General features: G+C 51.0%; 15 protein-coding genes. 14 read left to right on the plus strand and 1 reads right to left on the minus strand.

What is annotated here, in order from left to right; translation table 11 throughout:
* The first annotated feature begins 115 nt into the window (after positions 1-115).
* Positions 116-1,495 carry a radical SAM protein gene (locus PHH49_07375; protein ID MDD5488755.1) on the plus strand — a complete coding sequence of 460 codons (1,380 nt, stop codon included), beginning with the start codon at positions 116-118 and terminating at the stop codon, positions 1,493-1,495.
* A 2-nt stretch (positions 1,496-1,497) separates the two neighbouring features.
* Here the strand turns inward: PHH49_07375 and PHH49_07380 are convergent, their stop codons facing one another.
* Positions 1,498-2,637 (minus strand): glycosyltransferase family 2 protein, encoded by a 1,140-nt coding sequence (locus PHH49_07380; protein MDD5488756.1) that lies wholly within the window; start codon positions 2,635-2,637, stop codon positions 1,498-1,500.
* A 129-nt stretch (positions 2,638-2,766) separates the two neighbouring features.
* On the opposite strand from PHH49_07380, the gene PHH49_07385 reads away from it, so the two are divergent.
* The 13 genes from PHH49_07385 to PHH49_07445 form a co-directional block, all read left to right on the plus strand.
* Entirely contained in the window at positions 2,767-4,563 is a 1,797-nt protein-coding gene (locus PHH49_07385; protein ID MDD5488757.1) for a DUF6077 domain-containing protein, read from the plus strand.
* Positions 4,564-4,573: 10 nt separating this feature from the next.
* Positions 4,574-5,197: a hypothetical protein gene (locus tag PHH49_07390; GenBank protein MDD5488758.1), complete on the plus strand. Its 624-nt coding sequence runs from the start codon at positions 4,574-4,576 to the stop codon at positions 5,195-5,197.
* The gene (locus PHH49_07395) at positions 5,194-6,300 is read left to right on the plus strand and encodes a DegT/DnrJ/EryC1/StrS family aminotransferase (GenBank protein ID MDD5488759.1); all 1,107 of its coding nucleotides are present in this window, start codon (positions 5,194-5,196) and stop codon (positions 6,298-6,300) included. The genes PHH49_07390 and PHH49_07395 overlap by 4 nt, the downstream gene beginning before the upstream one ends.
* Before the next feature lie 6 nt (positions 6,301-6,306).
* A complete protein-coding gene (locus tag PHH49_07400; protein ID MDD5488760.1) occupies positions 6,307-7,329 on the plus strand; it encodes a radical SAM protein in 1,023 nt (340 codons plus the stop codon).
* 4 nt (positions 7,330-7,333) lie between these two features.
* Positions 7,334-8,611: an FAD-dependent oxidoreductase gene (locus PHH49_07405; GenBank protein ID MDD5488761.1), complete on the plus strand. Its 1,278-nt coding sequence runs from the start codon at positions 7,334-7,336 to the stop codon at positions 8,609-8,611.
* On the plus strand, positions 8,583-9,359 hold the full coding sequence (locus PHH49_07410) for a glycosyltransferase family 2 protein (protein ID MDD5488762.1): 777 nt from the start codon (positions 8,583-8,585) through the stop codon (positions 9,357-9,359). Before PHH49_07405 ends, PHH49_07410 begins: the two co-directional genes overlap by 29 nt.
* A complete protein-coding gene (locus PHH49_07415; GenBank protein MDD5488763.1) occupies positions 9,331-9,603 on the plus strand; it encodes a hypothetical protein in 273 nt (90 codons plus the stop codon). Before PHH49_07410 ends, PHH49_07415 begins: the two co-directional genes overlap by 29 nt.
* 1 nt (position 9,604) lies before the next feature.
* Positions 9,605-9,832 carry a hypothetical protein gene (locus PHH49_07420; GenBank protein ID MDD5488764.1) on the plus strand — a complete coding sequence of 76 codons (228 nt, stop codon included), beginning with the start codon at positions 9,605-9,607 and terminating at the stop codon, positions 9,830-9,832.
* A complete protein-coding gene (locus PHH49_07425; GenBank protein ID MDD5488765.1) occupies positions 9,832-10,107 on the plus strand; it encodes a hypothetical protein in 276 nt (91 codons plus the stop codon). The genes PHH49_07420 and PHH49_07425 overlap by 1 nt, the downstream gene beginning before the upstream one ends.
* Entirely contained in the window at positions 10,104-11,321 is a 1,218-nt protein-coding gene (locus PHH49_07430) for a tetratricopeptide repeat protein (protein ID MDD5488766.1), read from the plus strand. Before PHH49_07425 ends, PHH49_07430 begins: the two co-directional genes overlap by 4 nt.
* A gap of 84 nt (positions 11,322-11,405) precedes the next feature.
* Entirely contained in the window at positions 11,406-11,789 is a 384-nt protein-coding gene (locus PHH49_07435) for a hypothetical protein (protein MDD5488767.1), read from the plus strand.
* A gap of 191 nt (positions 11,790-11,980) precedes the next feature.
* Positions 11,981-13,456: a PAS domain S-box protein gene (locus tag PHH49_07440; GenBank protein ID MDD5488768.1), complete on the plus strand. Its 1,476-nt coding sequence runs from the start codon at positions 11,981-11,983 to the stop codon at positions 13,454-13,456.
* A 30-nt stretch (positions 13,457-13,486) separates the two neighbouring features.
* Positions 13,487-15,537: ATP-binding protein (locus tag PHH49_07445; protein ID MDD5488769.1), on the plus strand; the 2,051-nt coding region annotated here is incomplete at its 3' end.

Here is a 15,537-nt window from a genome sequence, read left to right on the forward strand (position 1 = left end):
ACGTATTATACTCCTGTAGATGACGATCCGCCAGAACTTTTCGGTACATAATCACATACAAAATTGATTTATTTCGACCAAGGGATTATAATCAGAACGAAAGGAAAAAGAGAGGATGGGACAATTGTCTGAAAGAGTCGTATTGATAAACCCGCCGGCGACCCATGTGCGGGAAAAACACTATGAATATGCCGAGAACCCCAGGATAGGGCTGGCGTACCTGGCGGCATACCTCAGGGGTAAGGGTGTGGACTGCGATGTCATCGACGCCAAATACGAAAGGTTGACGGTGGAAGACGTCCTGGACCGCCTGAGGCCCGGCGTGGCGGATATCATTGGCATGACGGCCATGACACCGGAAATATGTGATTGTGCCGAGATGGCGGCGAGGATACGCGGGGAACATTCGCCGGTCATGGTCATAGGGGGCCCTCACGCGACGGCCCTGCCGGAAGAGACCCTTGCCGAATTCAAGGAGTTCGATATCGCCTGTGTAGGGGAGGGTGAGGAGACGCTTTACGACATAGTATCTTCCGTGCGCGGAGGAGGGGCTCTGGGGGCGATACCCGGTATCGTTTATAGGGACGGGGATGGTGTGACCAATACGGGCAGGCGAGAGTTTATGCGTGACCTTGACTCTCTGCCGGGGCCGGCGTGGGACCTTTTCCCCGCGTCGAAGATATATCCCATCCTGGCATCCAGGGGATGTCCCGCCAGATGCAATTTTTGTATGAGGGTGCTTGGAGGAAAGGTCAGGTTCAGGACCCCCGAGCATGTTGTTCGCGAGATGGAAGAGACGTATGAGAGATATGATCCTTCTTTTTTCAAGTTCTATGATGAGACATTCGGGGTAAATAAAGAATATACCGGCAGGCTTCTCGACGGTATCATTGCCAGTGGGCTGAACAGGAAAATAAAGTGGAGCGTTACCACGAGGGTCGATGTCCTAGATGAAAGGCTTTTCCGCAGGATGAAAGATGCCGGTTGTGAATGGGTCTCTTTCGGGATAGAGAGCGGTAACGAGAACGTGCTCAAAAGCTCAGCTAAGAACATAACCAAGGAAAAGGCCAAGAAAGCCGTGGCCGCGGCCAAGAAAGCCGGTCTTAAGACCTGGGCCTATTTCATCCTGGGCCATCCGGATGAGGATAGGGATACCCTGAAGGAGACAATAGATTTCGCGTCAGAACTGGATACGCTCATGGTGTCATTCGGCCTGATGGTGCCGTATCCGGGAACACGGATATGGGAGATGGCGCTTGCGGGCGAAGGGGGATACCGGCTTCTCAGCCGCGACTGGAAGCTATACAATAAACAGACGGATGTGGTGTTGGAGCTTAAGGACATTGATCAAATGACCTTGAAAAAGTATCAGCTCAGAGGATACCTGAAATTCTTTCTATTGAGACCGTCGATAGCTAAAACGCTGAGTTTGTTCCGTGAGGTCGATATCCTGTCAGTTATCCGCATACTTTTTTTGAGGCTGGCAGGACGCTGAGTTCAGTTCTTTTCCTGTATCAGGAAGCTCAGGAAAAAAGAAGAGAAGACCGTTTGTATGCCAAGTACGGTCAATGTGGTGGCCAGTAATCCCCTGCGGATCTCGTCTATGCCACCGAAGTCCACATGTATCCATTCCAATAAGATGAACAGGAAGATGGCCAGGCCCGTGATGAACAGGCTTAGCCCGAGTATAATGCCTTTTTCCAGCCGGAAGTTCCTGATGAACCCTTCTATTTTCTTGTCGAACCTGTCAAAACCGTTCAGGAACGAGAAACATCGAGAGAAGATGCCCAGAGTTATCACCTGGAACCCCAGGAGGGAAAGTACCGTACCGAGTATGTTGAAATGAAAATACAGCGTCCGGCCGAAGACGGTCACCGGACCGAAAGAAAGGGCCGTTACCAGCACCAGCCCCGAGAACATCATGATCGCCCCGGGAAGAAGGTAGAGATATGTTGGCGCGTAAAGAAGCATGAAACGCACATGGCGCCACGCGTCACGCAGGGATTCAAGCTTGGATTCGCCGATGCGTGGTGAATATACTATAGGTATCTCGCATATTTTCAGGTCCTCTTTAATGGCGTTCACCACCATTTCGGACGCGAATTCCATCCCAGGTGTCTTCAGGCGCATCTTCTCGAACGCTTCACGGGTCATGGCCCGGTATCCACAATGGGAGTCAGATATATCGGTGTGGAAGAACAGCCTTAATAATGCTGAGAGTATCGGGTTGCCTATGTACCTATGGGACCAGGACATGGCCCCCGGCAGTATTTTGCCGCGGAAACGGGATCCCATCACCAGGTCATACCCGTTCTCAAGAGGGGTAATGAGGTCGGATATCCTGGAAAGGTCGTAAGTGTCGTCGCCATCAGCCATTACAATGAACCTACCATGGGAGTTCTTGATGCCGGTCAGGTATGCCTGGCCATAACCTTTTCGGGTCTCCTGTACTACTATGGCTCCCCTGGCCGTTGCTATCTCCCTGGAAGTGTCGGTTGAGCCGTTGTCGCATACCACTATCTCATAGGGTTTCCCCAGGACGTCAAGGGCGGCCCTGGCCTTATCCACACAAACACCTATGCCTTTTTCCTCGTTAAGGCAGGGGATCACTACTGATATAAGTATAAGTTGGTCCATATAACCTAAAGTTTAATTTACTTAAGGGCTTTTGTCAAAAAAAATCAAAATATTTTGTATATTATCCCGCCAGAGTATATATTATATATAAATACTTTACCTCTATCATATATACGCAACGTATCGGTTATGATAAATATGTATTCAATTGAAATATTGTTGATGGTGTTCTCGAGCTGGACGCTGGCGTATCATCTCGCGCTCTTCCGGGGGACGCCTGTCTACGGGATATTACTTCCGTTCGTGGTCTTTCTGGTTGTCAATCTGTTAGGATTTACAAGAAGAGGCGTCCTGAAGGGCGAATTCTCCCGCGCGTACGCTTGCTCGAGAAACGAAGAAGGGCCCAACAAGAAGATCTTCTACGCGTTCTTATGCCTATCGGTGCTGACAGGGATATTTGTACTGGTATCCCTGCGTCCGGACGCGGACGATCTTATATACATAAGACGAGTCATAATGCAGATACAAAACCCGGCGTCCGCGATAATGATCACTGATACCATACATCTCCCTGTGGGGTTGCCGCCGATATCATATTTGCACGTAATGACGTCATACGAGTATTTCCTGGGGATGCTGTCCTATTTTTCCGGTGCTGACCTGCTTGCCATGTATTATAACTACGCGCCTTTTTTACTGGGTCTCTTGATACCGCTGGTATATTTTTCCATATACAGGACCCTTCGCCTGGGACGTGCCATGGCCCTGGCAAGTACGGTGGGTGTTCTATGTTTTCTGGTCGTCGACGGGGCATTGCACAATTCTTTCGGGAGCCATGCCCTGGTCAGGATATGGCAGGGGAAGACCGTGTTAATGGCCTTTCTGGTGCCTGTGGCTTTGTGGGCGGGACTCCGGTTCTTCGCGAGGCCTTCCGGTAGGTATTTTTACATGCTTTTCATGATAGGGATATCTTCCGTCGGGCTCACGGGATCGGGCCTTATCCTTATCCCCATATACTACGCGGGACTGTCCGTGTCATATCTCCTGAACGGAGGAGTAAACGGGAAACGGCTCAAAAAAGCCGTATTTCCGCTTCTCGCGGCCGCATATCCAGCAGTTATATCCGCGGCATTCGTATTGCACATGCTGCCGATGCCGTTAGAGTCCACCTTTACGCAGAAAGGCGCGGTGGGTTGGTGGGAGGTGCTTAGTGAGGTCGTGAACGGGAAATTGGAACTTTTAAGGGATGTAACGGTCCTTTTCATACTGCCGTTCATTGTCCTGAAAAAACGCCAAGCGCGTTCGATAGCGGGTCTTTCCGCGGCGCTTGTGCTTATATTTGCTAACCCGGTCTCGATGAGGGCATGGATAAGCGTAGTGGATCCCGGAGTGCTATGGCGGGTATTCTATTTATTCCCGCTCCCTTTGTGTTCCGGGCTTCTGGCGGCGGCTGTTTACAAATGCTGGATAAAGGACAGGGATTATCTTTCGTTCCGGTCGGTCGCTATACTTCTTATAACGTTGATATTCGTGTTCTCTTTCGATAAAAGCGCGATAAGCGGGTTCAAGGCACCCTGGGAGTACCAGTTAACTAAGCGGGAAGCCGCGTTCTCAGAGGAGGCGGGAGACCTGGTGAGAGGCAGGTACATACTGGCGCCCTGGGATATCGTCAGTGTCCAGGGGCTTCTTAATACGGACTCGAGGTATGAGACCCATTGGATGGGTGGGACGAGGCTGGTGTTCCTGAACTCCGGAGATCTTGCCGAAGGGTACCGCAGGTATCTGGCCCAGGAGTTCATAACTTCCGACGCCCCGGCCCCGCTCATGGCCGCGGCGTTCGCGCAATCGATAAGGAACGGGGTCGATTGCGTGATAATGGATGAGTCCAGGCTGGGACGCGTGGCCAATGTTATCGATATACGTAACGGAGAATGGAGCGCGCCGCTACGGAAGAACGGGTATGTGCTTTTACTGAAGAAAAAATGAGGAGACGCCGATGTTATACATATATGGGGCGGGCCGTCAGGGACGCATAGTGCTTTCCATCCTTAGAGAAGGTGCCTGTAAGGAGAAGATCCTCTTTATGGATGATAACCTGGCGGGAGAGGTGCTCGGGGTGGAGGTCATACGGTCGGAAGACGCAGAGATGGGCCGGGGTGACGGCAAAGTGCTGGCCATTGGTAATGACCTGTACACGCGTCTGGAGAAGAAGAAGGAGCTTGTTGAGCGCCTGCGGGGTAAAGGCGGTGACTTTATGCCGGTAATCGGTGGGTTTGTGTCATGGGACGTGAAGGTCCCGGACACGTTCATATCCCATCCCGGTTCGGTCGTAATGACTGGAACAAAAATAGGCGAGTTCGTTATAGTGAGTACGAACGCTTCTATTGACCATGATAATGTGCTGGGAGACCATGTTAACATAGCTCCGGGTGTGGTGACAGGAGGAGGCGTGGAGATCGGCGCCGGGACCTTTGTCGGCCTGGGTGCCGTGGTGTTCCCGGAGGTCAGGATAGGAAGGAAATGCATAATAGGCGCGGGAAGCCTTGTCCGGAAGGATGTGCCTGACGGCATGCTGGTGTACGGAAGCCCCGCGAGAACGATAAGGAAAGCGGAAAAATGATACGTTTTTTGAACAATACGGAAATAGCGAGACCGAACGTCGAGCGCAAAACGTCGATATTGGCCGGGATGTCGGAGGTCCTGGACAGCGGAGAGTATATTTCCGGGAAGTATGTCGAGGAATTCGAAAAAAAATTCGCCGAGTATTGCGGCGGCAGGTTCTGCGTGTCCGTGAATTCCGGCACTGATGCCCTTGTGTTGTCACTTAAAAGCGCCGGGATAGGTCCCGGGAACATCGTGCTTGTGCCCGCGGTGAGCTTTATCGCCACGGCTTTCGCGCCCCTTCTTGTCGGGGCACGCATAAGGTTCGCGGACATAGACCCGAACACCTATAACATAGCGCCGGACGCGTTGACCTCCGAGGCCCTGGAGGGAGTAGCCGCCGTTATTCCCGTGCATTGGGCGGGTAGACCGGTCGACATGGAGGCTATAGGCAGCCGTCTTTCCGGTAAAGGCATAAGTGTTGTAGAGGACGCGGCCCAGGCTGCCGGGGCACGTTACGGGGGCCGGCCAGTGGGGTCGTCGGGGAACTATACCGCGTTCTCGTTCTTTCCCACAAAGAACCTTTCGTGTATGGGGGACGGAGGGGCTATCGTGGTCGGGAATGCTGTAGATAAGGATAAGCTTCGTCTTCTCCGGAACTTCGGCAGGTCCGGCAGAGAGGAATTTCTTATCCCTGGCCAGAATTCAAGGCTTGACGAGATCCAGGCCGTGGTCCTTCTGGAAAAACTAAAGGATATAGAGCGCTACAATGAAAGAAGGAGAGAGATAGCGGCGCTGTATGACAGATACCTGGATAAGGATATCTTACGGCCTATACCGGCGGATGTCCCGGGACACGCGTATCACCTTTATGTCGTGCTGGTACCCGGTGACCGGGACCGCATAGCCGAAGAGATGCTGCGAAAAGGCGTGGAGACCGCGGTACATTACCGTAGGTCTCTTCATGAGCATTTACGCGGCATGGGCGTGGAGTTCGAGCAGAGCGCTCCTCTTCGTAACGCCGAGTATTATTCCGACAAGTGTTTGAGCCTTCCTATGTATCCGTACCTTTCCGAAGAACAGGTGCAGGAGGTCTCGGAGCGTCTTAACGAACTTATTTGAGGGCATATGGGTGAAAAGATAATATTCGCGTCAATAGAACCTACGAACGTATGTAACCTGGATTGTGTTACATGCAGCCGTTCCTATCTCTTGCGGAATTACCCGGAGTTCAAGCCTGGAAGTATAGACACGGATTTCCTTCGCGAGCTCAGGGCCATCCTGCCTGATCTCCGGGAGATAAAGTTCCATGGGATGGGAGAACCTTTCCTGGCCAGGAACGTCGTGGAACTGCATAGGACCGTCAGGGAGCTTTATCCGGAAGCTAATATCATAAGCATTACCAACGCTTCCATCGAGCATATGGAGTTGGCCGCGCTGAAGTATATCGACCATGTCGTGGTATCCATAGATCACGCGGATAAAGAGATCTTTGGAAGTATCCGGCGGGGAGGGGATCTCGACCTGGTCAAGCGCAACGTCAGGAAGATGGTAGGCGCCTCATTTGACGGCAGGCTAAAGGTAACGATAAACAGTTGTTTCAACCTGGATACGTATAAGGACCTGCACCTTATGGTCGAACTGGCCAGGGAGATCGGGGTCGAGGATATCAGGTTCAACCTGGTCCAGGACTGGATAACGCTGGGAGCCGGCGATGTGGCGAAGATAGAGCTTTCCAGGGCGGATATGGACGATCTTGCCGAAGCCGTAAAAAGGGCGTCCAGGCGGGCCGCGGACCTGGGCGTCTACATGAAGATAGTGGGGAACCCGGATTTCAGGATAGAGGAATGTGTCTGGTCCAGGAAAATGGTATATATCACCAAGGACGGATGTATCGCCCCGTGTTGCATGAGGACGGAACCGCCTTATTATTTCGGATCGTTCCTTTCAAGGCCGTTCCCGGAAATATGGAACGGGGACGAAATGCGGAGGTTCAGGGAGGGCAGGGAGAACGGGGAATATCCCGGGATATGCAGGACGTGCCCGTATCTTCGGAATGCCGTGGTACTACGGGAGCTTAAGTCAAGAGGCGTCGCCCTGACAAGTGATTTTATAGGACATACATACAAGGAAGAGAAACCGGAAGGGTGAGATCATGAAGGATATAGTTGTTCTGGGCGGTGGGTTGGCAGGGTGCACTCTGGGGTATCTGCTCAAACGGGCCGGTTACAATGTTACTATCGTGGAGAAGAACGAATATATGGGAGGGCTTTGCCATACGGGAGATTTCCACGGGGTGAACTATGAGTTTGGGCCGCATGTCCTGTACGCCGAGCCGGGATCTGAAGAGGAGATATTCTTCCGTAAGTTCCTTGATAACAGGGAACACAGGTTCTTTCCGTTGCTTTCGATAGACGGGTCTCTGGACGACCTTGCGGATTTCCCGGTAACGGCCGCCAATGTCCTGAAGTTGCCGCTTGAGGACAGGGAAAAGGCCGTGGAAGAACTGTACCATGTGAACCTGGAGAAACCGTCCCATGAGAATTTCCAGAAATATGTCATATCCCGTGTCGGGGCTACTATGTACCGGTATTTTTTCGAGAACTACAACAAGAAACAATGGGGGATAGATCCCGTTGACATGGACATAGAATGGGCGAGGTTCAGGAACCTCGCCCTCAGGGAGAAAGGTAAGGGCATGTTCGGGGATAAATGGCAGGGGCACCCCGGAAGTTACAAGCCCCTGTTCGATAAGCTTCTCGATGGTATAAACGTGGTAAAAGCTTATGTGAGTTCCGCGGAATGGGCTCCTAAGCGCATCAAGTCCGTTGATACGGATAAGGGGAAGATAGAAGGGGACTTCTTTTTTTCCACTGTCCCGATAGAAAGGCTTTTCGGGGCATCGTGCCTCCTTCCGTACCGTGGTATCCTGAAATGGTATTTTCTGCTCGGCGGCGGCGTGTCCATGAGCTCGTATGTCACGACGTTCCCGAACAATTATTCTTTCACGCGTATAGTGGATTACCGTTCGCAATCGTTACAGGAGCATGGGGATTCCCTGGTGAGTTTCGCGTTCCCCTTCAACGCGCACAAGCAGGAAGAGCTTTCGCCCGACGCGTTGAAGACCGAGGCGGAGGATTTCCTCTCTAGTCGCATGGGCGCCGACATAAAAGATTCTTTTTCGGTGAGAAAAGACCACGTGTATCCTGTCGCCACTTTCCAGAACATCAGGCTTTTCAAGGGGCTTTTGTCCAAGCTCAGCGAATGCGACAATGTCATGTCGGTGGGGCGCCTGGGGCTATACAGTTACATCTCCATGGATACGTGTGTCGGGCAATGCCTCAAGATCATGGATGAGTTCGAGAAATGGCCGGAACTCGGCATAGTCGAAAGAATGGAACATTATGACAGTATCAGACAGAAACTATCCTGACGCCGGGCCCGTCGCGCTTTCAGTGGTCGTTCCGGTATATAACGAGGTGGGTTGCGTGGACAAGGTCGTGTCGGATATATACGACAACATAATAAACAGGCACGGCCGCGCCGAACTTATAGTCGTGGATGACGGGTCATCCGACGGCACGGGACAGGTCCTGGATGCCATATCCGGGCGGTATCCGGCGCTTAAGGTGATACACCAGGAGAACAAGGGGCATGGCCCGGCGGTACTTACGGGGTACAGGCACGCTTCCGGTGAGTGGGTGTTCCAGACGGATTCGGATGACCAGTTCGTCGTGCCTGAGTTCTGGAAGTTATGGGAGGGGAAAGAAGGTGCCGAACTTGTCCTCGGGGTCAGGGCCGAGAGGAAGGACGCGTTCGTGCGTCTTGTGGTCACACGTGTCCTAAGGGCCATGGTATATCTTATCTGTGGCGGGGACATCCCGGATGTCAACATACCTTTCAGGTTGTTCAGGCGGGACGTATTTGAGAGGTGTATAGTCCCCCATATTCCCGATGACGCTCTTATCCCGAATGTCATGATGTCCGTACTTTTCCGCAAGGGGAAGTTCGCCGTGCGGTCGTATCCCATAACCCACAAAGAGAGGGTGACGGGGGAGGCGAAGCTGTCGTTAATGAAGCTGGCGAGGTTCTGTGTGAAAAGTACTTTTCAGCTTTTATCCATATTAGGCAGTGGTAAAAAAGGGGAGAACAATGGAGAAAAAATACATACCGAACCTTAATACTTTTTCAGCTTTGATAGACAGGCTTGTGATCGAGAACATAAAGCTTGTGAATTTCGAGAATCGCATAAAGGACATATCCGATGGCAGGGCCGAAGGTGACGCCGGCGAGTATGCCGAGAGATGCGAGGTCCAGAAGGAGATAATCGACCTGCTCAAGGAAGAGATCACGGCGCTCATGGGTGATGTGCTCAAGAAGGGGAAATATGAACCTCTCCCGGAAAAAAGAACATTCGAAAAATAGGTTGCCGGATATCATAGGCGAACTTGTCCGTGCCAATGTCAATATAGGGTATTATGACCACTTGAGGTATGACGAGTGCCTGAAAACACGTGGGGACGTTGATGGGGATGTACTTTATGAGTCCGCGAAAAAAGTGAGAGAGATCAACGAGAGCCGCAGCGCGCTTAAGAATGAGCTGGACTCCCGGCTCAGAACTGCGGCGAACGAGAACCGCTGGCGGGATCTGTGATGGATGACCGAAAAGACCTTAACGCGCGACTTTTGGATGCTATCTGCGAACTTACGCGTGCCGATGTCATGGGCGGGTATCTTGACCATTATTGCCAGGAGGAAGTGAAAAAAGGAAGGTCCAGGGCGGATATGGGGAAGCTTTATGCACTTCAGAAAGAGCTCAAGGAGACCGGAAATCGACGGGCTGGGATCAAGAACGGGATGGATGTTATGTTCAAGGGCATGGTGGACATGATGCGCTCGACCGGGTTGAACGGTAAAGGGGAGAAATGATGCTGAGGGCGGCCAATGGACAAAAGGCGCCAGGATCAGCGCTCGCGATGGTGCTTGTCGTTCTTGCCGTCCTGTCGCTTATAGCGCCGGATAGGGCGTTATCGTCATCGGACGAGGCCGCGTACAAATACAATAACGAAGGGCTCGAGCTTTCCAAGTCCGGAGATTATGAAGGAGCGATCGAGGCGTTCAAGCAGGCCAGACGATATCTTCCGGCGAATGATAACGTCAGGAAGAACCTTATCATCGCGTATAACAATTATGGCGGATATTTTATTAACGAAGGAGAATTCTATCGCGCCATTGAACAGTTTGAAAAGGCTTATTATTACGACGAGGCATATCCCTACACCCTGTATAATCTCGGCCAGGCATATTACCTGGTGCAGAACATGCGGAAGGCCGAGGAGTATCTTGAGCGCGTGTATGAGATAGACCCCTCGATAAAGGGGCTCAAGGGTCTTCTTGAAAAGGTCAAAAAAGAAAGCGGGGTGGAGGGAGGGTTCAGCACCAATGAAACACTTCATTTTATAATGGCCCTGTCTCCCGGCATATCCATTGACGCGTCATCCTACCTGAGGGTGAACCTTGAGGATGCCTACGGCAGGGTAGGGATGTTGCTTAATCATTACCCAGACAAAAAGACGATAGTCGTGCTTTACTCGGAGAAGGACTATGACTCCCTCCTGGGTGGCCGGGCATGGTGGGTGTTGGCCCTGTATGACGGGAAGATGAGGATACCTACCGGCAAGCTCAAGTATACCCGGGACGAAGTTGTCAGGATAATATATCACGAATACGCGCACGCGGTCGCGCACGATATCGCCGGTTCAGGTGTGCCTGTGTGGTTACAGGAAGGCATAGCTACAAAAGCGGAGACATTCGTGACGCCTAAGGACAAGGGCGAGCTTAAGAGGTACCTGAACTCGTATGGGTTCATCCCCCTGTCCAGGATGCCGGCATCATTCGCCAACATCAAGGACCACAACGTAGTTACTCTTCTGTACCTGGAATCCTATCTTCTGGTGGAATACATAATACTGCGTGGGGGGTATAGGGGTTTGCATGATATATTGCTGGAACTGGGCAAGGGGGAGCATATTGATATGGCCATCGCAAGTGTCCTGGGGGAGGATATGCCCGCTTTTGAGAAAGGCTGGGAAAGGTACCTGAGGTCGGAGTTCGGGTTGAACGAACTGAAATATATACAGTAACGTGAGTATTATTCTTGCCATGTGGGTGTAAAAATGATAAAATCTTAGCAAGGCAAGGTTTACGTAAAAATGGAGGGTGGAATTATGATAAAAAAAGCAATAACGTTCATGCTTACGGTTTCCATTATTTGCGCAAGTTTTATAATGTTCAATGCTAACGAGGCCGGTGCCCGTTCAATGTTCTTCAAGGATGCAGACAACAAGGTCTGTCCTGTCACAGGCAAAACCATAGACCGAAAAAGGTTCAACACGGCGTATGATGGCAAGAGGTATTGGTTCAGTTCCTATGACGCTGTTCTTGAGTTCCAGAAAAATCCCTCGAAATACGTAAAAAAAGTCGATAGTTCCAGTGCGTCTTCGAATAGTTATTCCAGGGTCAGCAAGCCTGAGCCTGTGGTGGCCAAGGATAGTGCCACGGATAACGCTGAATCGTCTGGTCGGAGAAGGTCGTCCGGCTGGTGGAGATAGTCCTGTTGCCCTGAAAAGGGTCTTCCATTCTTATATCTACCGGAGAGTGCTAACATAACGCAGTTGTTTTGGTCCTTGCGTTAAATATAAAAAAGTTATATTGAAAAATTTCCTGCCGATGGTAAACTAATAAGTGTCTTTTGATACTTTTATGACTAATTATTATACTAACAAGCTCCGCGAAAGATGCCATGAATGAAGATAAAGAACAGCTGATGTGCAGGGTGCGTGAACTTGAAGCTAAGGTGAAGCAGCTTGAGGATGACAGGCGCGAAGAAGAGCATACCAGGAACATCGCGATAGAAGATGTAAAAGACCGGAAGATCTCGGAGGAACTTTTTTCCGTTGTTTTCATGATGAGCCCGATACCTTCCGCGATAACCTCACTACTGGATAACCGTATTGTTAAAGTGAATGACGCCTTTTTGTCCCTGACCAAATACCCGGAGAGCGCGGTTATAGGGAAAACGGTCGATGAGATCGATATATGGGTGGACCGGACCAAAAGACAGCGCCTTATCGAGACGCTCCGGGACCGGAAGTACCTGAAGAACGTGGAAGTGGAGATCAGGGATTCAGCCGGTGTCGCGCACGAATGTTTATTCTCCGTAAAGATCATAGATCTCTACGATAAACCCCATGTTCTTTCCATGGCGGTCGATATTACCCAGCATAAACGGGCTAAAGAGGAGCTCCTGGCCAGCGAAGAAAAATACCGTTCTTTCTTCAAGGAATGCAGGGACGCGATATATATCACGTCAAAGAGCGGGGAATTCCTGGATTTCAACCAGACCATGCTGGAGTTCTTCGGTTATACCCGCAACGAACTTTTATCGATCAATGTCAAGAACCTGTATGCCGATGACGATGGCCGGTCCACCTTTGAAGAGGACATATCCAAGAACGGCTATGTGCGTAATTACGAGGTCACCCTGAAGAGAAAGGACGGTTCCTGCCTGGATTGCCTGCTAACGTCGGTAGTGCGCCGCGGCAAGGATGGCAGCGTGGACGGCTACCAGGGTTTCATAAGGGATATAAGTGACCTTATCAAGGCGGAGAACGGCCGCAAACAGACCCTTGAAAAGCTCAGGTGCACTATAGAGGGGACCATAAAGGCCATGGCCATGACATCAGAAATGCGTGACGCTTATACCGCAGGGCACCAGCAGAGGGTGGATAAGCTCGCGTGCGCTATAGCCGAGGAAATGGCCCTCCCGGAGAACGACGTGGACGCGGTAAAAATGGCCGCCCTGATACACGATATAGGGAAGATACATATTCCCGCGGAAATATTAAGTAAGCCCGGAAGGGTGAGTAGTATAGAATTTAATATAATTAAGTCGCACGCTCAGGTCGGATATGATATACTTAAAACGGTTGATTTTCCATGGCCGATCGCCCAGATAGTCCTTCAGCACCATGAAAGGCTTGATGGGTCAGGATATCCGTCCGGGCTTACCGCGAAGGATATAATTTTAGGAGCTAAAATAATAGCGGTGGCGGATGTGGTGGAAGCCATGTCGTCACACAGGCCATACCGGCCGGCCCTGGGCATAGATGTGGCCCTGGATGAGATCAACATGAACCGGGGCGTGCTTTACGCGTCAGAAGTAGTGGACGCGTGCGTTAAGGTGTTCCGGGAACGAAATTTCACGTTCGAGGACTAAGGAAAAATATTTCGCTGATCTCATTCGTTTATGAGCATTCGTTACAAACTTCTCATCATAATAATCGCGATCATACTGATCGTATCAGGCCTTATCGGCTATTCGTCAAGCCGTCTAATGGAGAGATACCTTCTGGACCAGTTCAACGCCAGGCTCCAGGTAGCCACTGAGGAGTTCTCCGACAAGATAAGGACTTTCCTGAACCTGCGCAAAGAGATAGTGATACGCATATCGAAGAACAAGACGGCCAGTCTCTTTCTTTTTGAACCAAAAGTCATCGAAAAACTCCAGATGCAGGACCTTCTTGTGACCTTTGCCTACGTTTTCCATGAGATATCCATAATCAATGTTTCCGGAAGAGAAGTCGTTAAGGTCAGCGACGGATGGTTGTCTTCGGATCATGCCAATGTCTCAGAGAAAGGATTCTTCAACGAGGCCAGGGACAAAGGATTTTCCGAAAATATGAGGTATTCGCCGACCCCGGAGGGAACGGGAGGTGTGAGCCCGGAGATCGGCAGCAGGACCATACTTTACGCGGCGCGTGTACTTGACCCGTTCGATGAGTTCGCCGGCATGGTTTGCGGCCAGATATCCTACAGCATGCTCCAGGAGGCCCTGGGAGAGCTGGAAGTGGGTGAGGACCTGCAGGCCTACATCATCGATAACAAGGGGTACTATATTTCTCATCCTGATCCGGCGATGATCGGAAAGGCCGCGATAAAGGATGACGACCTGGCTAGGGTACAGAAAGCCATAGAACCCCCGAAGGACGATGAGAACGGGAATTTGGCCACGGCAGGCGACAAGGAACTTGAAGTGATGCTGATAAAACTGAGCGGAGAGACCAATTTCGTGACGGCGGCCCCTATTAACGAGGAAGGCTGGATAGTGCTTTCAGCGATATCTTGGAGCGAGTTCAGGACCAGGCTTGAACGGTTCAATACACTTATACTTTTTCTTACGCTGCTGGTCATTCTCATCGGTATACCTATCGCGCTTTTGACCGCGAGCGGCATAGCCAACCCGATACAAAAACTTGTCCAGGTCACGGATCTCATGGCAAAGGGGGACTTCTCGAAGAAGGTGGATATATCATCAAGGGATGAAGTGGGTACGCTGGCGACCTCGTTCAATATCATGAGCACTGAACTGTATCACACGATAAAGCTCAGGGAGCAGGCCCAGAAGCGCGCGGTCGAGCTCCGGCAGATGGCTGAAGAGGCCTCGAAATCCAAGAGCCAGTTCCTGGCCAATATGTCACATGAGATCAGGACGCCCATGAACGCCGTTATAGGTTTTTCAGAGCTATTAAAGAATACCGAACTTACATCCATGCAGAACGATTATGTGGATACGATAATGGACTCCGGTGGTGTGCTGCTTACGCTTATAAGCGATATCCTGGACATATCGAAGATCGAGGCAGGTGAAGTGCAGCTCGAGCATATAGATTTCGACCTGGAACACCTGGTGGACAGTACGTTCAAGATAATATCCTCGAGGGCGAGGGACAAAAATATAAAACTTTTCTATAATTTCCAGCCGGGGATGCCGACCAGATACAAGGGGGATCCTACGCGTATCAGGCAGATACTGCTCAATCTTTTGAGCAACGCGGTAAAATTCACCGACGAAGGGAATATTTCCGCTGATATAAAGCTCAAGGACGGCGCGGTCGCCGTTTCACCTAATGGCAGGACCGCGGGCGATGTGGATGTGGGCGAGCACGCGGAGATATTCATATCGGTGAACGATACAGGGATAGGTATACCGAAAGAGCGGCAGGATGATATTTTTAATTCCTTTACCCAGGCGGATAGCTCGACTACAAGGAAATATGGCGGGACCGGACTGGGCCTGGCTATTTCCAAGGCCCTTGTCGAGAAGATGGGTGGGAAGATCTGGATAGAATCGGAAGCAGGTAAGGGCAGTTCCTTCATGTTCACTATAACACTTCGAAGATCGGCTTCCGTGGCCAGTGAGGATATAGTTCCCGTAGAGCTTGAATACCTGAAAGGGAAGAAGGTGTTCATTGTGGATGATTCCAAGGATGTCCAGCGGATACTAGAGGATTTCTGCCA

This window comes from Candidatus Omnitrophota bacterium, from assembly GCA_028715965.1.
Taxonomy (GTDB): domain Bacteria; phylum Omnitrophota; class Gorgyraeia; order Tantalellales; family Tantalellaceae; genus JAQUQS01.